Source organism: Klebsiella sp. 2019SCSN059, from assembly GCF_021739525.1.
Taxonomy (GTDB): domain Bacteria; phylum Pseudomonadota; class Gammaproteobacteria; order Enterobacterales; family Enterobacteriaceae; genus Klebsiella; species Klebsiella quasipneumoniae.
Genome location: NZ_JAKKOM010000004.1, coordinates 164,223 through 185,303 on the forward strand (window position 1 = coordinate 164,223; position 21,081 = coordinate 185,303).

A 21,081-nucleotide genomic window follows, 5' to 3' on the forward strand; every position below is an offset into this window, starting at 1 on the left:
ACTCTGTTGGTAAGCAGCAACTTCTACCCAAGGAATTCTCTGTGAGTCGTACAACAACCGTTGACACCGTGCCGGCGGGCGAGGTCAGCGTCGCTGGTGCATCCCGCCCGGATCCGTTTATTAAGCGCGGCACCCCGCAGTTTATGCGCGTCACGCTCGCGCTATTCTCCGCCGGTCTGGCCACCTTCGCCCTGCTCTACTGCGTACAGCCGATCCTGCCGGTGCTGTCGAACGAGTTCGGCGTATCGCCGGCCAGCAGCAGTATTTCTCTCTCCATTTCCACGGCGATGCTGGCGGTGGGCCTGCTGTTTACCGGCCCGCTGTCGGACGCCATAGGCCGCAAGCCGGTGATGGTCACCGCGCTGCTGCTGGCCGCCTGCTGCTCGCTGTTGTCGACCATGATGACCAGCTGGCACGGCATCCTGATTATGCGCGCCCTGATTGGCCTGTCGCTGAGCGGCGTGGCGGCGGTCGGTATGACCTACCTGAGCGAGGAGATCCACCCCAGCTTTGTGGCCTTCTCTATGGGACTCTATATCAGCGGCAACTCCATCGGCGGCATGAGCGGCCGCTTGCTCACCGGGGTCTTTACCGATTTTTTCGGCTGGCGCGTGGCGCTGGCGGTGATCAGCGGCTTCGCCCTGGCCGCGGCGATTATGTTCTGGCGAATCCTGCCCGAGTCGCGCCATTTCCGCCCGACCTCGCTGCGGCCAAAAACGCTGCTGATTAATTTCCGCCTGCACTGGCGCGATCGCGGCCTGCCGCTGCTATTCGTCGAGGGTTTCCTGCTGATGGGGGCCTTTGTCACCCTGTTTAACTACATTGGCTACCGTCTGATGATGTCGCCGTGGTCGTTAAGCCAGGCGGTGGTGGGTCTGCTGTCGGTGGCGTATCTCACCGGGACCTGGAGCTCGCCGAAAGCGGGCGCCATGACCGTACGCTACGGCCGCGGTCCGGTGATGCTCGGCTTTACCGGCGTGATGCTCTGCGGCCTGCTGATGACGCTCTTTTCTTCCCTGTGGCTTATTTTCCTCGGCATGTTGCTGTTCTCCGCCGGCTTCTTCGCCGCGCACTCCGTCGCCAGCAGCTGGATTGGCCCGCGCGCGCGCCGCGCCCGCGGTCAGGCGTCATCGCTGTATCTGTTCAGCTATTATCTTGGCTCAAGCCTGGCGGGGACATTAGGCGGGGTGTTCTGGCATCGCTACGGCTGGAACGGCGTCGGCGGATTTATCGCGCTGCTGCTCCTTGCCGCGCTGTTGACCGGCACTTGCCTGTATCGGCGACTCAAATAATCGCGCGTGACGTGGCCTGCGGGCCACGTTTCACCACATGCCCATGATAGATGACAAGCCCATCAGCTCTCTGACGGCATCAACGGACAGTAAGGCAATAAACAGCCAGGTGAACGGATTCATAAACCACCCCCGAACCTCCAGACTTGCGTTATCGATCACAGTTTAGTCACGATGCGTTACCGATTTCTGCAATACTGCTCACAGAGCCACGCTTTTTTTCCTGCTATCACGCGGCTAATGCTTTACCCCGCCCTCTGCGCGCCACGCTCGACCCGCCAGGCGTATCAGGATAGTGTAGAGGCATACCGATAATCTGTTCATTCACCTGTCACGGACCGAACGCTACTATGACTGAAAATACGCCTTATCAGCAGCTTACCCGCACCTTTCAGCGCCTGTCGCGCTTTTCGCATCTCTCCGCCATCGCCGGCTGGGATATGTTCGCCATGATGCCTCCGGGCGGTAGCGCCGCCCGCGGCGAAGCGCTGGCGGAACTCGGCGTGCTACAGCATCAGATCCTGACCGATAAAAAAGTGGGCCAATGGCTGCAGGCGGCCCGCCAGCAGGATCTCAACGACCTCGAACAGGCCAACCTGCGGGAAATGCAGCGCCAGTACGATCAGGCGGCGCTGCTGCCGGAGAGCCTGGTGGAGGCCAAATCGCTGGCCGGTAGCCGTTGCGAACATGCCTGGCGCAGTCAGCGGCCGGCTAATGACTGGGCTGGCTTTGCCGATAATTTGCGCGAGGTGGTCAGGCTGAGCCGCGAGGAAGCGCAGATCCGCGCCGACGCCCGGGGCGGCTCACGCTATGACGCGCTGCTGGATATTTTCGAACCGGATATGACCAGCGCCCGGCTGGACAGCCTGTTTGCCGATCTCAAGTCCTGGCTGCCTTCCCTGCTGCGACAAGCGGTCGATAAGCAGGCGACGCGAACCTTGATCGCCCCGCAGGGGCCGTTCCCGATCCCTGAGCAGCGCGAACTGGGTCTGCAGGCGATGCGCATCCTCGGCTTTGACTTTGACGGCGGGCGTCTGGACATCAGCGCCCACCCGTTTTGCGGCGGCGTCCCTCAGGATGTGCGCATCACCACCCGCTACAACGAAAACGACCTGCTCAGCGCTCTGTTCGGCGTGATCCACGAGACCGGCCACGCCCGCTATGAGCAGAATCTGCCTCGCCCGTGGGTCGACCAGCCGGTAGGACTGGCCCGCTCTACTGCTATCCATGAGTCGCAGAGCCTGTTCTTCGAAATGCAGCTGGGACGCAGCGAGCGCTTCCTGAAACGCCTGCTGCCGGCGGTGCGCGAACGCTTTGGCGATCGGCCGGCCTTTAGCGAGGAGAATTTCATCGCCTGGAACCAGCGGGTGAAACCAGGCTTTATTCGCGTTGATGCCGATGAGGTCAGCTATCCGGCGCATGTGATCCTGCGCTATGAAATTGAACGCGCGCTGATCGACGGCGAGATAGAGGTGGAAGATATTCCGTCGCTGTGGGATGAGAAAATGCAGCACTGGCTGGGACTGTCGACCACCGGCAACTACCGGGACGGCTGTATGCAGGATATTCACTGGACCGACGGCGGCTTCGGCTACTTCCCTTCCTACACGCTGGGGGCGATGTATGCCGCGCAGCTGATGGCCGCCGCCCGTCGCGCGCTGCCGACGTTAGACCGCGATATCGCGGAAGGGGATTTCAGCGCCCTGTTTGACTGGCTGCGGCAGAATATCTGGCAGCATGGCAGCCGCTTCACCACCTCGCAGCTGATCCAGCAGGCCACCGGCGAGGATCTTAACAGCCGCTACTTCCGCGACCACCTTACCGCCCGCTATCTGTGATCGTCCGCGCCGGGCTGCCCGGCGCGTCCTTCCACTCCCCGCCTTGTACATTCGGTTACACGCCGATACCAAACACTCACGGAAAGCCCGAAAAGACAAGCATATAGTGATTTCACCGGCCCCGCAGTGGGGTTGAAATTAAGAAAACTTTTCGAGGATATCAGAATGAAAAAAGTATTAGCTCTGGTCGTTGCCGCTGCTATGGGTCTCTCTTCCGCCGCTTTCGCTGCTGACGCAGTAAGCACCACTCAGGCGCCAGCTGCTACCCACAGCACTGCTGCCAAGACCACCCATCACAAAAAACACCATAAAGTCGCGGCCAAACCAGCTGCAGAGCAGAAAGCTCAGGCTGCCAAAAAACACAAGAAAGCAGAAGCTAAACCAGCCGCTGCCCAGAAAGCCCAGGCCGCTAAAAAACACAAAAAAGCAGACGCCAAACCCGCCGCTCCGCAGAAAGCCCAGGCCGCTAAAAAGCACCACAAAGCTGCCGCTAAACCGGTAGCCCAGAAAGCTCAGGCAGCGAAAAAACACCACAAAACCACCAAACACCAGGCCGCTAAACCTGCTGCACAGCCGGCAGCCTAATTCCTCCCGGTGAACCAACCTTCTTAAATAATCGGCGCTGCTTCAGCGCCGTTTTTTCTGGAGAGCACTATGCTGCGGCGTTATCGTTTTGAGCTCATCCTGATCCTGTTAATCATTTGCGCAGTAGTTGCGACCCGCTTTTTCCTCTATTAATCATTTCGCCTTTCTCTCCCGTTTTGCCGCCTGGCTCAGACTTCCCGCAAGGTGAATGTCGCGCAAATATTGTTGCCCACCCTTATCACTCTCTTTACCCTGCCGCTGCCAGCGGCGCAAATCATGCCCGGCGCCCGAAGACGCCAGACACGTTAGCAATAAACCATCGCGCGCCTGGCCCCCACACGGCGGCCAGACTCATCACAACGCACGTACCGCTTCCATCACCAGATAGCCGGTTGCGCCCCAGATGGCCACCGAGACCAGGGAAACATAGACCAGTGCGCGAATACCTTTTTTAGACATATACCCTCCGAACGCCGGGGAAATAGAATTCAGGCTATCATCGCCGGTATTACCTCTCTATTTACTCAACGGCCGGGTGACGGTAACAACGTTTTCGGTGAGAAAATGTTTCGCATTGAAAATAATTACGTGAGGCGTAAAGAAGTGCGAATTCTGGTGAAGTTCTGGCGGGTAAAAGTATTATTTTTGCGCATTATGCTGCCAAACCAGGAATAACCTCAAAGAGGTATTGCTGCATTATTCGCCAATTTCAGTACGTTCTGATACACGAATGTGCTTGCGCCAGACCGTGCTTTCTGCGGAAATAGCAGCAGAAGGTTAATGGTATTAACCGATTGAAATCAGAAGGTTTTACCCGCGCCAGAGCCCGTCGCGCGCAGATGAGACATGCCGTTTGGCCTGATTAGAATTATTGTTTACTTTCAAAAACTTAAATCTCCTGCTACTGTCAATAGACATCATAGCCTCCCCCAGAGAGTGATATGCGTAGAGACGTTCTGTTATTACTGTGTTCATTTTATCTGTTACCTCTGGGCGCACATGCCGAAGATAGCGGACTGAGCGCCAAAGATATTAAGACGTTGTTTTTCGGCCACGATGAGCGTAAAGCGGTGAGCCGCCCGGAGGAGAGTCCGTGGGACGCGATTGGCCAGCTGGAGACCGCCAGCGGCAATCTGTGCACGGCGACGCTCATCTCCCCCAATCTGGCGCTGACCGCAGGCCACTGCCTGTTAACGCCCCCGCGCGGCAAGCCGGACAAAGCGGTCGCTCTGCGCTTTATTTCCCGCAAGGGCAACTGGGTGTATGAGATCCACGGCATAGACGGACGCGTGGATCCCGGGTTAGGCAAGCGTCTGAAAGCCGACGGTGACGGCTGGATCGTTCCCTCCGCCGCGGCGCCCTCGGATTTTGGCCTGATCGTGCTGCGCTATGCTCCCTCGGGCATCACGCCGATCCCGCTCTTCCCCGGCAGTAAGGCCGATTTAACCGCCGCGCTGAAGGCGGCGGACCGGAAAGTGACCCAGTCAGGTTATCCTGAAGATCATCTGGACAATCTTTACAGCCATCAGGATTGCATCGTCACCGGCTGGGCGCAAAACAGCGTCCTGTCGCACCAGTGTGACACCCTGCCCGGCGACAGCGGCTCGCCGCTGCTGCTGAAAACCGCGGACGGCTGGCAAGTGATCGCCGTGCAAAGTTCGGCTCCCGGCCCGCAGGATCGCTGGCGGGCGGACAACCGCGCCATCGCGGTGACCGGCTTTCGCGATAAGCTGGAGGCGCTGGCCGGAGAGTAATTACCCCTGCTGCTGACGCCGCTGCAGCAGGTCGGCGATCGGCATCGGTTTACTGAAGTAAAAGCCCTGTAGCCGGTCGCAACCGGCCCGCCGCAGCAGCGCCAGCTGTTGCGGATCTTCAACCCCCTCCGCCACGACCGTCATCCCCAGCGCGCGGGCGATGCGCACCGTGCCGCGCACCATCTCCGCCGCCTGCGCATCGCAATCCACCCGCCCGGCGAGGGATTTGTCAATCTTCAGGCTGTCAAAGCGAAAGCGGCGTAAATAGCCGATGCTGGAGTAACCGGTGCCAAAATCGTCCAGCGCCACGGCGATGCCCTGGGCCTTCAGATTCTCCACCACCGCCTGCGAACGTTCCGGATTTTCCAGCACATAACTCTCCGTCACCTCCACCTGCAGGCGCGACGGCGGAAAGCGGCAGGCAGCGACCGTTTCCATCACCCGGCTTTCAAACGCCGGATCGCGAAATTGCGCCGGCGAGATGTTCACCGACAGCAGCAGATCGCCCACCGGCTGCAGGTCGCTGCAGGCGCGTTGCAGGACGAACTGGCCGAGGGTGTCAATCAGGCCGCTACTCTCGGCAATGGCGATAAACGCATCCGGCGCCAGCGCACCCTGCGGGCGACGCGGCCAGCGCAGCAGCGCTTCAACGCCGGTCATCGCCAGCGTATCGGCATCGACCACCGGCTGATACCAGACCTCAAATTCATCCTGCTCCAGCCCCTGACGGATGCCATTCTCAATCATCAGCTGATGACGTCGCACGGCATCCAGCGCATCGTCATACCAGGCCGTCCGCCCCTTGCCGCTCTTCTTGGCGTGGTACATGGCGATATCCGCCCGGCGAAACAGTTCGGTACTGGAGCATTCCGCCGGAGTACCGCTGGCGATGCCGATGCTGGCGCCGATATAAATTGTGCGTTTGCTCAGCGCCACCGGCGCTTTAAGCAGCTCCAGCGCCGCCCACGCGAACGCCGCGGCCCGGTCGATCGCCTGTTCGCCGCTCACCGCCATGGCGAACTCATCCCCGCCCATTCTTGCCAGCATGGCCCCCGCCGGCACCCGTTTTTGCAGCGCGCTGGCGATATGGCGGATCAGAGTGTCGCCCACATCGTGGCCATAGTTATCATTCACATCCTTAAAACCGTCCAGATCGATAAACACCACGCATTGCATATCGTGCTTACTCGTGTCGCACACCTGGCTGAGCCGCAGCAGCAGCGCACGCCGGTTGGGCAGGCGGCTAAGCCAGTCAATCAGGGCGATCTCCCGCGCCTGACGTTCGCCGCGGGCCAGCTTATACATGCCGAGGCTGCTGAACAGAATAAACAGCAGGATCAGGCTGGCGGCCACCCCGGCGATCAGCCGCATACTGCCTGACGAGGCCAGGGCCGCTTCGGCGCCGGGCAGACGCGGCTGCCACGCCAGATAGCCCAGAACCTCGCCTCCCTGCGTGCGCAGCGGGATCCGGTGTTCGCCTGGGCCGTCGCTGAGATGCAGATGGCTTATCTGGAAGGTGTCGCCTAAACGCTCCAGCAGCTGAGGGCTGATGTGCCGGGTAATGACCAGATAGCGTCGGGTCTTGTCAGCCACCTGCAGCCGGCCGCTCGTCGGCCGTATCAGGCCGATGCCGACGAAAGCGATCCCGGCCTCGGTACGTGTGATGCCGGCGAAGGCGTTTCTCCCCTCGCGCAGAGCCTGTGCATGATAGCGGATCAGGCTGGTCAGCCCGGCGCCGAGAAATGCGAGGTCTGCCCGGGGCATGACCTGACTCTGAAAGGCGCCCCACAGGATGTGATAATGTTCATCAAGGACAAAGGTGCCGTCATACAGGTTGTTGATTTTGAAGCCGGATCCCCAGGAGTCGTACAGCCATTTTTGATCCAGGCTGGGAGCGTAAGTCTGGGTCACCGCATCGTCCCAGATGGCATTGTCCAGCACCAGCGACAGCACCCGGTTGACCGAGGTCTGCACCGCCCCTTCCACCGACAGGACCGAGCGCTGCTGATCAATTTCATTGGATTTGCTGGCAATGAGGTGTTGCGAGAGGTAAAGCAGTGAGATCACCGACGCGGTGAGGCCGAGCCCGGCGAGAAAAATCATTATTGACAACGTCCTGGCGGAAGGAATTTTCCGCCAGCCGAAAGCTGTGAGCATGCGCAGTCCTCATCGTCACCGGGCACAATACCTGCGGGGCCGGTCTTGAGTAAGCATACTACAGCGAACCCGTTTTGCCGCCTGGCTTTGCAGGCGGCGCGACATCAGGCGAGTTTAATTAACACCATGCCGGCAACCAGCAGGATGACTCCCGCCCAGCCTTTGTTATTCAGGCGCTGGCCAAACAGCACCCAGCCGGCGGCGATGGTCGCCGCGATACCGAAGCCGCCCCACAGCGCATAGGCGACCGACAGATCGATGCCTTTCACCGCCTGCGACAGGGCGCTGAACGCGCCCAGCACCGCCGCCAGCGACAGAATGCCATAGACCTTGCGGCGGAAACCGTCGGAAAACTTCAAAAAGACGTTGGCAATAATTTCCAGAACAATGGCGATAGCCAGCCAGATGGCGTGGATCCACTCAAACTGCTGCATGAGCCACCTCCGGCTTCGACGACGCTTTTTTCTGGGTGCCGGACTTAATTAAGACGATCCCCAGTACCAGGGTAGTCAGACCGGCTATTTTCAGCAGCGACAGGCTTTCATCAAACAACAGTACGCTGAACAGGGTGATCAGCAAAATACCAATCCCTTCCCATAACGCGTAGGCCACGCCGAGGGCAATTTTTTTAACCGCAAAGGCGAGAAAAATATATGACAGGGCAATCATGGCCAGCATTAAAATAAAGCCGGTATGCCCACCGCTAATGCTTGCCCATTTCATCGACAAGGTGCCGGTAATTTCAGCAATAATCGCTAAAGCTAATAAAATCCAATAAAACATGATCCCTTCTCCTGCTTGAGAATATAATCCATTACCGTTTACGCGACGCGTAAACAGGAAAATTTCTGACGTAGATTTCGCTGTGCGCTTGGCGCCAGCTCAGGCAGAAAGAAGGTGACTATAGCGCCGAATGCCAGTGCTGTTCGCCGGCAAAACGGGAAAAAGTGAGGGATACTGCGGGGTGATTTAAAATATACATCCTGAACTGATTGTCCATAAAATTACAATTATCCGCGGTGTTGCTTCTCGTCCGGTGCGGATGAAAATTGTCCTCAGTAGTTAAACACAGGTAGATTTGTAGCATAGTGCTACATTTTATTCAAAGACTTTGCAATTCTTTACGCCGCGGTTTTGCTGCAATGCGTTTTTTCTGAAAAAAAACGTCATTATGCTAATGTAACGCAACCTGTTAACAGGCAAGGAAGATTGAGGACGGGATCCTATGGCTAAACCTATTATTACACTTAACGGATTAAAGATGGTCATCATGCTGGGCATGCTGGTGATCATCCTGACCGGCATTCGCTTTGCGGCAGACATTATTGTCCCGTTTATACTCGCGCTTTTTCTGGCGGTGATTATTAATCCGCTGGTCCAGCTGCTGGTCCGCTGCCGGGTGCCACGCGTGCTGGCGATCTCATTGCTGATCGGCCTTATCGTCATGTTAGCCGTTGTGCTGCTGGCCTCGCTGGGGACTTCGCTTAACGAGCTGGCGCGCACCCTGCCGCAGTACCGCAACTATCTCTACGAACCGATGCAAACCATCGCTCCCTGGCTGCAGCGCCTGGGCTTTACCGTCTCGGTGGTGGAGCTAAACAAATATATCGACCCCAACGCCGTGATGACCCTGGTCACCGGTCTGCTCACTCAGCTGTCGAACGCCATGTCCTCGATTTTTCTGCTGCTGCTGACGGTGGTGTTTATGCTGCTGGAGGTTCCGCAACTGCCCGCCAAACTACAGCAGCTGATGTCCCGCCCGGTAGAAGGCATGGGGGCCATTCAGCGCGCCATCGACAGCGTGTCGCATTATCTGGTGCTGAAGACCGCGATTAGCCTGGTCACCGGGCTGGTGGTCTGGGGCATGCTGGTTCTGCTGGACGTGCGTTTCGCCTTTATGTGGGGGCTGCTGGCCTTCGCGCTGAACTATATTCCCAATATTGGCTCCGTGCTGGCGGCCATCCCGCCGATCCTCCAGGTCCTGGTATTCGGCGGCCTGTACGAGGCGCTGGTGGTGCTGGCCGGCTATCTGATCGTTAACCTGGTGTTCGGCAATATTCTCGAACCGCGGATCATGGGGCGTGGCCTGGGACTCTCCACCCTGGTGGTATTCCTGTCGTTGATCTTCTGGGGCTGGCTGCTGGGTCCGGTCGGTATGCTCCTGTCGGTGCCGTTGACGATCATCGTCAAAATCGCCCTCGAGCAGACCAGCGGCGGCCAGAGCATCGCATTCTTATTAAGTGATGTGAGCAAAGAATAACCCTTCCCCGGGCCGGCGACTGGCCGGCCCCCTCTCCCTGACACCTGTGGTAGACCACTACGCCTTTCGTATTATTGATCCTCATCACAAAGGGCCAATCACAATTGTTACTCTCAGGCTAACAATTGGCCGCCGTGCTTAATTGATGCTCCGCGCCTCGCATCGCACACTAACCTCCACCAGGACAAACAAAACGATTTGTCGAATCAGGAGGTTAATAATGAATGCCGAACAAACGACGGGGCGGGTCTGGAACCGTCGCCGGACGGAAAAGCAGCGGCGGCTGGCCGAGGCCAACATCCCGGGCAAAGTCATCCCCACTGACCAGCTGGTCAGCGTACTGGAAAACCTGATCGCCCCCGGCGACCGGGTGGTGCTGGAAGGCAACAACCAGAAGCAGGCCGATTTCCTCTCCCGCATGCTGGCGGAAGTCAATCCGCAGAAAATCCACGATCTGCATATGATCATGCCGAGCGTCGGGCGCAGCGAGCATCTGGACCTGTTTGAAAAAGGTATCGCCCGCAAACTCGATTTCTCCTTCTCCGGTACCCAAAGCCTGCGCATTTCGCAGCTGCTGGAAGATGGCCTGCTGGAAATCGGCGCCATTCATACCTATATCGAACTCTACTCCCGCCTGTACGTCGATCTGTCGCCCAACGTCGCGCTGATCGCCGGCTACAAAGCCGACCGTAAAGGTAACCTGTATACCGGGCCGAGTACCGAAGATACCCCGGCGCTGGTGGAAGCCGCCGCCTTCCACGACGGTATTGTTATCGCCCAGGTTAACGAACTGGTGGACGACGAGTGCGATCTGCCCCGCGTCGATATTCCCGGCTCGTGGATTGATTACGTGGTGGTCGCCGACAAGCCGTTCTTTATTGAACCGCTGTTCACCCGCGACCCGCGCCTGATTAAGCAAGAACACATTCTGATGGCGATGATGGCGATCAAGGGCATCTACGCCGAGCATCAGGTGCAGTCCCTCAACCACGGGATCGGCTTCAACACCGCCGCCATCGAACTGCTGCTGCCGACTTACGGCGAACAGCTCGGTCTGAAAGGCAAAATCTGTAAACACTGGACCCTGAACCCGCATCCGACGCTGATCCCGGCGATCGAGAGCGGCTGGGTGGAGAGCGTGCACTGCTTCGGCGGCGAGCTGGGGATGGAAGAGTACATCCGCGCCCGTCCGGATATCTTCTTTACCGGCCCGGACGGCTCCATGCGCTCCAACCGCGCCTTCTGCCAGCTGGCGGGGCAATACGCGGTGGATATGTTTATCGGTTCGACCCTGCAGGTTGATGGTCTGGCTAACTCCTCGACCGTCACCCGCGGCCGCCTTTCCGGCTTCGGCGGCGCGCCGAACATGGGCCACGATCCGCACGGCCGCCGCCACGCCACCCCTGCCTGGCTCAATATGATCACCGAGCCAGACCCCATGCAGCGCGGTAAAAAACTGGTGGTGCAGATGGTCGAAACCTTTCAGGCCGGGGTGAAGCCGACCTTCGTTGAGACTCTCGACGCGGTCGACGTCGCCAAAACCTCCGGCATGCCGCTGGCGCCGGTGATGATTTACGGCGATGACGTCACCCACGTGCTGACCGAAGAGGGTATCGCCTACTTGTATCGTGCGGAAAGCCTGGAAGAGCGCCGGGCGATGGTCGCCGCCGTGGCCGGGATCACCGACATCGGCCTCGGAGTGGACGCGAAACGCGTGACTGCCCTGCGTCAGAGCGGCAAAGTGGTTTACCCGGAAGATCTCGGCATTCGCCGCAGCGAGGCCACCCGTTCGCTGCTGGCCGCCGGCAGCGTCGCCGACCTGGTGGAATGGTCCGACGGACTGTACAACCCACCGGCAAAATTCCGGAGCTGGTAATGAAAATTCTCTCCCCCCTGCACGCAGAAAGCCGCGTCAGCTGGCTGGCGGATACCGCCAGCGCCTGTCTGATTGACGAAGCCCGTCTGAGCCCGAAACCGGGTCTGGTCGACAGCCGCGGCAGCGGCGCGCATCAGGACCTCACGCTGGCGCTGATGGAACGTTCCGCCCGCAGCCTGCAGCCGACCTTCCACGCGCTGGCCCAGCAAAGCTGGCGCCGCCCGGCGGATATCGCGCTGCGCGAAACCGTCGGCCGCCTCGGCCGGGAAGGCGAAGCGCAGATGATGCAGGCCACCGGCGGGGTCAACACCCACCGCGGCGCCATCTGGGCGCTGGGGCTGCTGGTCAGCGCGGTAGCGATGTTGGGGGGAGTGGGTCATTCACAGGCGATCGCCGACACCGCCGCCGCCCTCGCCCGTCTGCCCGACGGCCTGGCGCCGAAAAGCTTCAGTAAAGGGCTACGCGCCAGCCGCCGCTGGCAGGTGCCGGGCGCGCGCGAAGAGGCGCAGCGCGGTTTCCCGCATATCACCGCCCTGGCGCTGCCGCAGTTACAGCAAAGCCGCGCCCGGGGCGCCAGCGAGCCGCAGGCGCGACTTGACGCGCTGATGGCCATCATGACCTCGCTGAGCGATACCTGCGTGCTGTCGCGCGCCGGCATGACCGGCCTGCAGACCATGCAGCAGGGCGCCCGCGCGGTGCTGGCGGCCGGCGGGTGCGCCAGCGTCGCCGGACGCGCCGCCCTGGCGCGGCTTGACGCGCAGATGCTGGCGCACAACGCCTCGCCGGGCGGCGCCGCCGATCTCCTTGCCGCCACCCTGTTTCTCGACCGGGTTGCCGGCTAACGCATTCAGAGGATGTTATGGAACAGATTACATTGTCATTTCCTGCCAGCCGCGCCCTCCGCGGCCGAGCGCTGGCAGGGGTTGTAGGTTCAGGCGATATGGAAGTGCTCTATACCGCCGCCGGAAGCGATACGCTCAGCGTGCAAATTACCACCTCGGTGGATAACAGCCAGGCGCGCTGGCAGGCGCTGTTCGACCGGCTGAGCCTGATCAACGGCCTGCCCGCCGGGCAGTTGGTTATTCACGACTTCGGCGCCACGCCGGGCGTCGCCCGTATTCGTATCGAACAAGTCTTTGAGGAGGCCGCTCATGCGTAACGATCGCAGCTTTATCGAACTGCGCGCTCGCGAACGCGCCCACGCTCTGCTGGACGACGGCAGCTACCGCGAACTGCTGGATCCGTTTGACGGCATTATGTCGCCGTGGCTCGGGGCGCAGGGCATTGTCCCGCAGTCCGACGACGGTATGGTGGTCGCCAAAGGCACTATCAACGGCCAGCCGGCGGTGGTGATTGCCATCGAAGGCACCTTCCAGGGCGGCAGTATGGGCGAAGTCTCCGGCGCCAAAATGGCCGCCGCGCTGGAGCTGGCGGCGGAGGATAACCGCAACGGTATTCCGACGCAGGCGGTCCTGTGCCTGGAAACCGGCGGCGTCCGGCTGCAGGAGGCCAACCTTGGCCTGGCCGCCATCGCCGATATTCACGCCGCGATTGTCGATCTGCGCCGCTACACCCCGGTAGTCGGCATCATCGCTGGCACCGTCGGCTGCTTCGGCGGCATGTCCATCGCCGCCGCGCTGTGCAGCTATCTCATCGTCACCCGAGAAGCCCGTCTCGGCCTCAACGGACCGCAGGTTATCGAGCAGGAAGCCGGCATTGAAGAGTACGACTCGCGTAACCGGCCGTTTATCTGGAGCATGACCGGCGGCGAAATTCGCGCCGCCAGCGGCCTGGTCGACGCGCTGGTTAACGATGGCGTCAAGGCCGTCAAAACCGCGATGAACGAAGCGATCGCCAAAGGCGTACCGGCGCAGCACCGCAGCGACAATTATGACGACTATCTGCGCCGTTTGAGCCAGTTCGACACCCGCCAGCAGGCGGATACCGCGCAGATTAAACAGCTTTTTGCCCGGGAGGAAAAATAATGAGTCAGTTCCCAAACCGCGCCGCGCTATGGCTGAACAAACTGGCGCCCGAGGCGCCGCTGATGAGCGGCCTGTGCCCTTCCGTGCAGGTGGCAGACGGCCAGCTTAATGGCGAAAAGGTGCGTTTTATCGCCGTAGTGCCTGACGCCAATAACCACTACCCGCGCGCCGCCGGTGGCGAAGTCGGCCTGCTCGAAGGCTGGACGCTGGCGAAAGTGGTCAATGAAACCATCGCCGCCGACGCCCACCAGGCCCGCAAACGGCCGATCGTCGCCGTGATCGATGTGCCGAGCCAGGCCTATGGCCGTCGCGAAGAAGCCTTTGGTATTCACCAGGCGCTGGCCGGAGCGGCAGGCGCCTACGCCAAAGCCCGTCTGGCCGGCCACCCGGTGATTGGCCTGATCGTCGGCAAAGCGATGTCCGGGGCGTTTCTGGCCCACGGCTACCAGGCCAACCGTCTGATCGCCTTTAACGACAGCGGCGTACTGGTCCACGCGATGGGTAAAGCGTCGGCCGCGCGCATTACCCTGCGCAGCGTGGAGGCGCTGGAGAAACTGGCGGCGACCATCCCGCCGATGGCCTATGACGTCAGCAACTACGCCACGCTCGGCCTGCTCTCCGCTCTGCTGGACATCAGCCATCCTGACGCCCCTGACGACCACGATCTGGCGCTGGTCAGCCACACCCTGCGCGACGCCATCGCTGACGCGCGCCAGGATCCCTCGCTGAAGTGCCGCCTGGGTGCGGAAAACCGCCGCAGCTCGCAGCGGGTCCGCGACCTGATGCGCGCCAGCTGGTAGCACGTTCGTACGTAAGTAGTAGAAGAAAACCTGCCGGAAGCCGTCCCCCGGAGCGCGTCATAACCGCGCCGGGTAGGGACGGCTTTTAGAAAAAATAACAATCGCGCCAGTACTCTATTTTATTTACAGGTGATTTATGACTTATGTGATTATTCATGCTCTTGCCCCGATTTTCGTCATTATGCTGCTGGGCTTCTGGGCCGGTAAGGCCGGGATGGTAGATAACAAAAATGTCTCCCTGCTCAATATCTTTGTAATGGATTTTGCCTTACCCGCTACGCTGTTCAGCGCCACGGTGCAAACTCCGTGGGCCGGTATCGTCGCCCAGTCGCCGCTGGTGCTGGTGCTCACTGGCGCGATGTGGATCACCTACGCCGGGATTTACTTCCTCGCCACCAGCGTCTTCAAACGCACCCCGCAGGATGCCGCGGTGCTGACCCTCACCGTCGCCCTGCCGAACTACGCCGCGCTGGGCCTGCCGATCCTCGGCAGCGTGCTCGGCGAAGGCGCATCGACTTCGCTGTCGGTGGCGGTCTCTATCGCCTGCGGTTCGGTACTGATGACCCCCTTCTGCCTGCTGATTCTGGAACGTGAAAAAGCCCGCGCCGCGGGGGAAACCACCGGTTCTACGCTGGCGATGCTGCCGGTGCTGATGTGGCGTTCGGTGAAAAAGCCGATCGTCTGGGGCCCGTTGCTCGGGGTGGTGCTTTCCGCTATCGGCATTAAAATGCCGGACCTGCTGCTGGCCGCCATCAAACCGCTGGGCCTGGCCGCCACCGCCGCGGCGCTGTTCCTCACCGGGGTGATCCTCTCGGCGCGTAAACTGCAGCTCAATGCGCTGATCGCCACCTCCACCATCGTGAAACTGCTGGTGCAGCCGTTTATCGCCTGGGGACTGGTGATGCTGCTGGGTCTGCACGGCGCCATCGCCATCACCACGATCCTGATGATTGCCCTGGCCGCCGGCTTCTTCGGCGTGGTCTTCGGCAACCGCTTCGGCGTGCAGTCCCCGGATGCTGAAGCCGTGCTGCTGTTGAGCTCGGTTCTGTGTATCCTGTCGCTACCGCTGTTTATCTCTTTGACTTCAGGACTGTAAACCATGTCATCAACGCCGCGTCCCCACGATTTAGTGTGGTTAAACCACGCCAGCGCCCTGGAAGATATTGTCGAGCCGTGGGTGGCTCAGCAGTGGCGAGCCGCGCTGCCGGTGGTGGTGAGGCGCGATGTTGACGGCCAGGCCCGCATCCCGGTTGGGGTGCGGGGCATGAAGCGCGAACAGCGCGCCGCCGGCTGGGTACAGGCGCACAATATCGTTCGCAGCGTCACCCCGGAGATGCTGGTGGAGCGCGAGCGCCTGCTGGGCTCCCCTTTTGTTTCGCAGCCGCCGGTCCAGGCGGCCATCGCCCTGACGCTGGGCGACTGGCCCTGGCGCTGGGGCGTCACCGGCAGCACCGGCTACGCGCTGGCGACCGAAATCCCGGTACTCCATGCGGCAAGCGATCTGGATCTCCTGATCCGCGCCCCGCAGCCGCTGGCCCGCGAGGCGCTGCTGGAATGGCAGTCCCGGGTGGCCCAGCTCCCGTGCCGCGCCGATACCCAGGTCGAAACGCCATACGGCGCCTTCGCCCTCAATGAGTGGCTACGCGATGGGCGAGCGCTGCTGAAAACGTCCCGCGGCGCGCGCTTAACCGCTGCGCCGTGGCGCAGGGAGGAATGATGAAGATTTTGTTTACTTTTCCCGGACAGGGTGCCCAGCGTCCCGGCATGCTGGCGGCTATCCCCGACCGCGAAGCGATCCTCAGCCAGGCGCGCGCCGTGCTGGGGAATGAAGTCGAGGCCCTCGATAGCGCCGGATCGCTAAAACATACCCGTGCGGTCCAGCTCTGCCTGCTGATCGCCGGGGTAGCCTGGGCGCGCGAGCTACAGCGCCAGGGCGTCAATCCGCAGATGGTCAGCGGCCTGTCCATCGGCGCCTTTCCCGCAGCGGTGATTGCCGGCGCGCTCGATTTCGCCAGCGCGCTGCGGCTGGTGGCCCTGCGCGGCGATCTTATGGAGCAGGCCTATCCCGAAGGTTACGGGCTGACGGCGATCATGGGCCTGACCCGCCCGCGGGTTGAGGCGCTGATGCAGGGCCACGAGGTCTATCTTGCCAACCTGAACGCCGAAACGCAGATCGTGATCGCCGGACGCGATGAAGCCATGGCCGAGGTGGCGCAGCTGGCGCTGCAGGCGGGCGCCAGTAAGGCGCAACGGCTGGCGGTCAGCGTCCCGTCGCACTGCGCGCTGCTGGATAAACCCGCCGCCGCGCTGGCAACAGCCTTTGCCGACGTGACCTTAACGCGCCCGCAGTGCGCCTATTTAAGCGGCTCGACGGCGCGCGTGCTGTGGGATCCCCAGCGGATCGCCGACGATCTGGCGATGAACATGGCGCGCACCGTCCACTGGCAGGAGGCGATGATCGCCGCCGATGAGCGCGACGCGCGCTTAGCGATTGAAATGCCTCCCGGCGGGGTATTGACCTGCCTGACCCGCCAGGCGGGCTGGCGCGGAGAGACCCTTTCGCTGGAACGCAGCGGCGTGGATGTCGCCCGCCATCTGGCGCAGCGGCTTAGCGATTAAGGCTCCGGGCGTACATTCTCCCTTCCGCCGCCAGCGCCAGCAGGTCGGCATCGCGTTCGCGATGGTGTGAATAGACAATCGAGATCAGCTGGCGCATCTGGTACGGTTCCGCCAGCTTTAACAGCTGTACATCTTTTTCATAGACTTTTTTCATCCGCCCCGGCAGCAGCGCAAACCCGACGCCCGCCTGCACCAGGCTAATCATCGAAAAGATGTCATTCACCCGGGTGACGATCGTCGGCTCGAAGCCAGCGATATGAAACGCTTCCCGGAACCCGGCATAGGTGGCGAATCCCTCCGCCAGCGAGACGAATTTCCGGTCGGCGTAATCGCGCAGGTCAGCAAGCTGTGTGCTATCCAGCTGCGCCGTCGCCGGGGCGGCGAGAAAGATATCGTCCTCAAACAGCGGCACCACGTCGAAAGCGGTATTGTTGAACTCCCCTTCATTGGTGGCGATCAGGATAGCGTCGAGGGCGTCGTCTTCCAGCATATCCAGCAGCATCTGGTTAGAGCCCATGGTCAAATCCAGCTCCAGCTCCGGGCGACGCAGCTTCATACCCATGATAATGCGCGGGACGGTTTCCAGGGTCAGGGAATAGAGGGTGCCGATGCGCAGCCGCCCCTGGCCGACGCCGGCGACTTTGCGCGTCGCCTCAAGGCCGCGGCTCATCAGACTCATCACATCCTGACAATATTCCAGCAGCGTCCACGCCGCCTGCAGCGGCAGCAGATTGCGCCCTTTATGGACAAACAGTGGGCAGCCCACCCCCTCTTCCAGGGTATGCAGCGCGCGGTGAACGCTGACGCTGCTAAGCTTCATCGCTTCGGCGGTTCTGGCGATATTGCCCTTCGCCATAAACATCATAAAGACCGACAGCTTGCGGAAGGTGATCTCCTGGTTGATATCGTCTTGCATAGCCCTTCCACGCTCCTGATTTGCTTTTCTTTTTTCAATTCAAATCAGTATATCGTTTATGACGGCAAAGTTGCAGGCAGAGAGCGGCTTAGGCCGGCAAGGAACGCAAAAAAGGGAAGACCGTGGTCTTCCCTTTTGTTCTCTATCGAGTTTGCTTTTACAGCGCCATATCGTGCTGCGGCGAGGCGTCGCGCTGCGGCTCAGCCGGCTTCGCGGTCGCGGTGGGCGCAGCCGCTGGCATCTGGATCACCGGCGGTTTCGTCAGCTGCAGGGTCGCGGCGGTATCATCCCAAACCTGCTGGGTCAGCGCCACGTTACCGTTCAGCTTCTGGCCGTAGCTCGGCACGATCTGGTGGATACGGGTCTGCCACTCCGGCGAGTTAAACTGCGTCGGGAACATCTGCTTGAGCACATTGAGGGTGATCGGCGCGGCGGTGGAAGCCCCCGGCGACGCGCCGAGCAGCGCGGAAATGGTTTTCTGCTGATCGACCACCACTTCGGTGCCCAGTTTCAGCACGCCGCCCTTCTCTGCGTCTTTCTTAATGATCTGCACGCGCTGGCCGGCCTGGATCAGCTTCCAGTCCTCTTTACGCGCGTCCGGGTAGTACTCTTTCAGCGCGGCGAAGCGGTCATCATCGCTGAGCATCACCTGGCTGACGAGATATTTCACCAGGTCGAAGTTATCGAGTCCGACGTGGGTCATCGGCAGCACGTTGTCAGTGGTGGTGGTGCTCAACAGGTCGAAGAAGGAACCGTTTTTCAGGAACTTGGTGGAGAAGGTGGCGAACGGCCCAAACAGCACCACGCGCTTGCCATCCAGGTAGCGGGCGTCAAGGTGCGGTACCGACATCGGCGGCGCGCCGACCGAAGCCTGGCCATACACTTTCTCGAGGTGCTGCGCGGTGACCGCCGGGTTCTCGGTCATCAGGAACGAACCGCCCACCGGGAAGCCAGCATAGTTGTCCGCTTCCGGAATACCGGTTTTCTGCAGCAGCTTCAGCGCGCCGCCGCCGGCGCCGATAAAGACGTATTTCGCGTCAATAGTCTGCGCTTCCCCGCTCTGCACGTTCTTAATGGTCACGTGCCAGGAGTTATCGGCATTGCGTTTGAAATCGGTGACCTCAGAGGAGGTTTGCAGGGTGAAATGGCTGTTTTTCTTCAGGCTGCCGATCAGCTGCCGGGTAATTTCGCCGTAGTTCACGTCGGTACCGACCGGCGTCCAGGTGGCAGCCACTTTTTGCTGCGGATCGCGTCCTTCCATGACCAACGGCGCCCACTGTTTAATTTGCGCGTGGTCGGTGGAGAATTTCATTCCCTGGAATAAGGTGGTCTGCTGCAGCGCGTTATAACGCTTTTGCAGATAATCAACATTATCGCCCCAGACGAAACTCATATGCGGCGTGGAATTAATAAAGGAGTGCGGATCGTGCAAAATACCGCGCTTCACCTGTGCCGACCAGAACTGACGGGAGATCATAAACTGTTCGTTAATATCCAGCGCTTTGCTGACGTCAATCGATCCGTCGGCCCGCTCCGGCGTATAGTTCAGCTCCATATTCGCCGAGTGACCGGTACCGGCGTTATTCCAGCCGTTGGAAGATTCCAGGGCCACGCCGTCCAGTTTCTCCACCATGGTCAGGTCCCAGTCCGGCTGCAGCGCCTGCAGCCAGGTGCCAAGCGAGGCGCTCATGATCCCGCCGCCAATCAGCAGGAAGTCAGTTTTTTTAGAGGTATCCGCTTCAGCATGCGTCGCCGCGCTGACGAACATCGCTAATGCGGTAAAGGAAATAATCGTTTTTTTCATTGCAGGCATAATAGAATTATCACGTAGCACACGGTAATAAGAGGCAGCATATTAACGCACTTTTACTTTATTTTAAAATATCATTTACACTCTCGCATTTTTAATCAAATAATTATTTAACTTAAAAAATCAGAACGACGCAAAAAATAAAAGTCGCCGTAAAATTATGGCTGAAAATTCAGCGCGATTGCCGGGTAAAATAGAAAAGAGGGATTTCTTTAGTTAATAAAGTCCAGACGCGCACACCGTTGGTGCGCGCCTGGCGACAGGCTTAATGGGCGGGAGTGACAGCGCTGCGCTGGGCTTCGCGCAGGGCAAGACGCAGATGATCGTGATGTTTGGTCAGCAGCTCCCGCGCGTGCCAGGCGTCCAGCCCGCTGAGCAACATCAGGATCGCGGTGCGGCAATGGTGGTGGCAGCTGGTCAGCGCGGCTTTTGCTTCGCTGCGCGTGCAGTCGGTGGCCGCCATGACAATCGCCACCTGCCGCTCCGCCCAGTGCGGGGTGTCAGCCTGCAGATCCACCCGCAGGTTGCTGTACACCCGGCCGTCACGGATAGCGAGGCCCGTCGACACCATGTTAAGGATCTGCCGCTGGGCCAGCCGGGCCTTCGGATTGGTCAAACCCGCCACCGCTTCCGGCCCGGTCTGCGGAGCAATAACAATATCCGCCAGCTGCGCCGCCTCACTGGCCGCCTGCTGGGTCACCACCGCGATCGGGGCCCCCAGCGACCAGGCGTGGCGCATCGCCCCCCAGACCCACGGGGTCTTGCCGCTAACGGTCAGCGCCAGCAGCATATCGTGGCTGGAAAAGTCCAGCGACTGCAGCTCGAAGGCGCCAAGATCGTAATTATTCGCCGCCGTCTCCCGCTCGGCCATCGCCGCCGTCTGGCCACCGGCAATCAGCCCCACCAGCGCGTGTTTGCCTTCCGGAGAGTAGTCGCTGACCGCCTGGACTGCCGTGCGGCCTGATTCCCCGGCGCCGATAATGACCAGACGCCCTCCCCGGCTCATTGTCGCGGTGGCGATATCAATCAACCGGGCGATATCCGGCAGACAGGCGCCGACCGCCTCCGATATCTGCTTATCATCCTGATGCAGCATCGCCAGCATGTCGGCGGTGGCGAGGCGATCGATGTGGGTGGAATCCGGGTGACGACGTGCCTGCATTGACGCGGTTAGCGAACTGCTCATAAC

General features: G+C 60.5%; 21 protein-coding genes. 14 read left to right on the forward strand and 7 right to left on the reverse strand.

What is annotated here, in order from left to right; translation table 11 throughout:
* The first annotated feature begins 41 nt into the window (after positions 1-41).
* A complete protein-coding gene (locus L2I46_RS07090) occupies positions 42-1,292 on the forward strand; it encodes an MFS transporter (protein ID WP_023289545.1) in 1,251 nt (416 codons plus the stop codon).
* A gap of 30 nt (positions 1,293-1,322) precedes the next feature.
* On the opposite strand, the gene L2I46_RS07095 is transcribed toward L2I46_RS07090, so the two are convergent.
* Positions 1,323-1,415 (reverse strand): KPN_01571 family protein, encoded by a 93-nt coding sequence (locus tag L2I46_RS07095; RefSeq protein ID WP_004206050.1) that lies wholly within the window; start codon positions 1,413-1,415, stop codon positions 1,323-1,325.
* 227 nt (positions 1,416-1,642) lie between these two features.
* On the opposite strand from L2I46_RS07095, the gene L2I46_RS07100 reads away from it, so the two are divergent.
* From L2I46_RS07100 to L2I46_RS07110, 3 genes are all read left to right on the forward strand, one after another.
* Complete coding sequence (locus tag L2I46_RS07100; protein WP_023289544.1) at positions 1,643-3,130, forward strand: carboxypeptidase M32; 1,488 nt, start codon at positions 1,643-1,645, stop codon at positions 3,128-3,130.
* A 165-nt stretch (positions 3,131-3,295) separates the two neighbouring features.
* Positions 3,296-3,715: an acid resistance repetitive basic protein Asr gene (gene asr / locus L2I46_RS07105; protein ID WP_236947674.1), complete on the forward strand. Its 420-nt coding sequence runs from the start codon at positions 3,296-3,298 to the stop codon at positions 3,713-3,715.
* Between the two features lie 941 nt (positions 3,716-4,656).
* Positions 4,657-5,469, forward strand: a complete 813-nt coding sequence (locus tag L2I46_RS07110) for a trypsin-like serine peptidase (protein WP_044522790.1) — start codon at positions 4,657-4,659, stop codon at positions 5,467-5,469.
* Here the strand turns inward: L2I46_RS07110 and L2I46_RS07115 are convergent, their stop codons facing one another.
* Positions 5,470-7,626 (reverse strand): putative bifunctional diguanylate cyclase/phosphodiesterase, encoded by a 2,157-nt coding sequence (locus tag L2I46_RS07115; RefSeq protein ID WP_236947676.1) that lies wholly within the window; start codon positions 7,624-7,626, stop codon positions 5,470-5,472.
* Here L2I46_RS07115 and L2I46_RS29610 point away from each other — a divergent pair.
* Positions 7,586-7,675 carry an ArsR family transcriptional regulator gene (locus L2I46_RS29610; RefSeq protein ID WP_258315333.1) on the forward strand — a complete coding sequence of 30 codons (90 nt, stop codon included), beginning with the start codon at positions 7,586-7,588 and terminating at the stop codon, positions 7,673-7,675. The genes L2I46_RS07115 and L2I46_RS29610 overlap by 41 nt on opposite strands.
* A 55-nt stretch (positions 7,676-7,730) precedes the next feature.
* Here the strand turns inward: L2I46_RS29610 and kpnF are convergent, their stop codons facing one another.
* Both kpnF and kpnE read right to left on the reverse strand, forming a co-directional pair.
* Positions 7,731-8,060 carry a multidrug efflux SMR transporter subunit KpnF gene (gene kpnF, locus L2I46_RS07120; protein WP_023289540.1) on the reverse strand — a complete coding sequence of 110 codons (330 nt, stop codon included), beginning with the start codon at positions 8,058-8,060 and terminating at the stop codon, positions 7,731-7,733.
* Positions 8,047-8,409, reverse strand: a complete 363-nt coding sequence (gene kpnE, locus L2I46_RS07125) for a multidrug efflux SMR transporter subunit KpnE (protein WP_101861555.1) — start codon at positions 8,407-8,409, stop codon at positions 8,047-8,049. The genes kpnF and kpnE overlap by 14 nt, the downstream gene beginning before the upstream one ends.
* Before the next feature lie 442 nt (positions 8,410-8,851).
* On the opposite strand from kpnE, the gene L2I46_RS07130 reads away from it, so the two are divergent.
* The 9 genes from L2I46_RS07130 (at position 8,852) to mdcH (ending at position 17,166) form a co-directional block, all read left to right on the forward strand.
* Positions 8,852-9,886, forward strand: coding sequence for an AI-2E family transporter (locus tag L2I46_RS07130; protein WP_023289538.1), 1,035 nt, complete (start codon positions 8,852-8,854; stop codon positions 9,884-9,886).
* Positions 9,887-10,106: 220 nt separating this feature from the next.
* The gene (gene mdcA, locus L2I46_RS07135; RefSeq protein ID WP_121936112.1) at positions 10,107-11,762 is read left to right on the forward strand and encodes a malonate decarboxylase subunit alpha; all 1,656 of its coding nucleotides are present in this window, start codon (positions 10,107-10,109) and stop codon (positions 11,760-11,762) included.
* Positions 11,762-12,604 (forward strand): triphosphoribosyl-dephospho-CoA synthase, encoded by an 843-nt coding sequence (locus tag L2I46_RS07140; RefSeq protein ID WP_048334889.1) that lies wholly within the window; start codon positions 11,762-11,764, stop codon positions 12,602-12,604. The genes mdcA and L2I46_RS07140 overlap by 1 nt, the downstream gene beginning before the upstream one ends.
* A 17-nt stretch (positions 12,605-12,621) precedes the next feature.
* Positions 12,622-12,921, forward strand: coding sequence for a malonate decarboxylase acyl carrier protein (gene mdcC, locus L2I46_RS07145; protein WP_023289535.1), 300 nt, complete (start codon positions 12,622-12,624; stop codon positions 12,919-12,921).
* Complete coding sequence (locus L2I46_RS07150; protein WP_032452728.1) at positions 12,914-13,747, forward strand: biotin-independent malonate decarboxylase subunit beta; 834 nt, start codon at positions 12,914-12,916, stop codon at positions 13,745-13,747. Before mdcC ends, L2I46_RS07150 begins: the two co-directional genes overlap by 8 nt.
* On the forward strand, positions 13,747-14,547 hold the full coding sequence (gene mdcE / locus L2I46_RS07155) for a biotin-independent malonate decarboxylase subunit gamma (RefSeq protein WP_219803849.1): 801 nt from the start codon (positions 13,747-13,749) through the stop codon (positions 14,545-14,547). The genes L2I46_RS07150 and mdcE overlap by 1 nt, the downstream gene beginning before the upstream one ends.
* Positions 14,548-14,683: 136 nt before the next feature.
* Positions 14,684-15,643, forward strand: a complete 960-nt coding sequence (locus L2I46_RS07160; RefSeq protein ID WP_085550820.1) for an AEC family transporter — start codon at positions 14,684-14,686, stop codon at positions 15,641-15,643.
* Positions 15,644-15,646: 3 nt separating this feature from the next.
* Entirely contained in the window at positions 15,647-16,264 is a 618-nt protein-coding gene (locus L2I46_RS07165; RefSeq protein WP_023289531.1) for a malonate decarboxylase holo-ACP synthase, read from the forward strand.
* Positions 16,264-17,166, forward strand: a complete 903-nt coding sequence (gene mdcH / locus L2I46_RS07170) for a malonate decarboxylase subunit epsilon (protein WP_044522772.1) — start codon at positions 16,264-16,266, stop codon at positions 17,164-17,166. The genes L2I46_RS07165 and mdcH overlap by 1 nt, the downstream gene beginning before the upstream one ends.
* On the opposite strand, the gene L2I46_RS07175 is transcribed toward mdcH, so the two are convergent.
* The 3 genes from L2I46_RS07175 to L2I46_RS07185 form a co-directional block, all read right to left on the reverse strand.
* Entirely contained in the window at positions 17,156-18,082 is a 927-nt protein-coding gene (locus L2I46_RS07175) for a LysR family transcriptional regulator (RefSeq protein ID WP_023289529.1), read from the reverse strand. The two genes, mdcH and L2I46_RS07175, sit on opposite strands and share 11 nt — an antisense overlap.
* A 157-nt stretch (positions 18,083-18,239) precedes the next feature.
* The gene (gene mqo / locus L2I46_RS07180) at positions 18,240-19,850 is read right to left on the reverse strand and encodes a malate dehydrogenase (quinone) (protein WP_236947715.1); all 1,611 of its coding nucleotides are present in this window, start codon (positions 19,848-19,850) and stop codon (positions 18,240-18,242) included.
* A 307-nt stretch (positions 19,851-20,157) separates the two neighbouring features.
* Complete coding sequence (locus L2I46_RS07185) at positions 20,158-21,078, reverse strand: N-acetylmuramic acid 6-phosphate etherase (RefSeq protein ID WP_236947678.1); 921 nt, start codon at positions 21,076-21,078, stop codon at positions 20,158-20,160.
* Positions 21,079-21,081 lie beyond the last annotated feature (3 nt).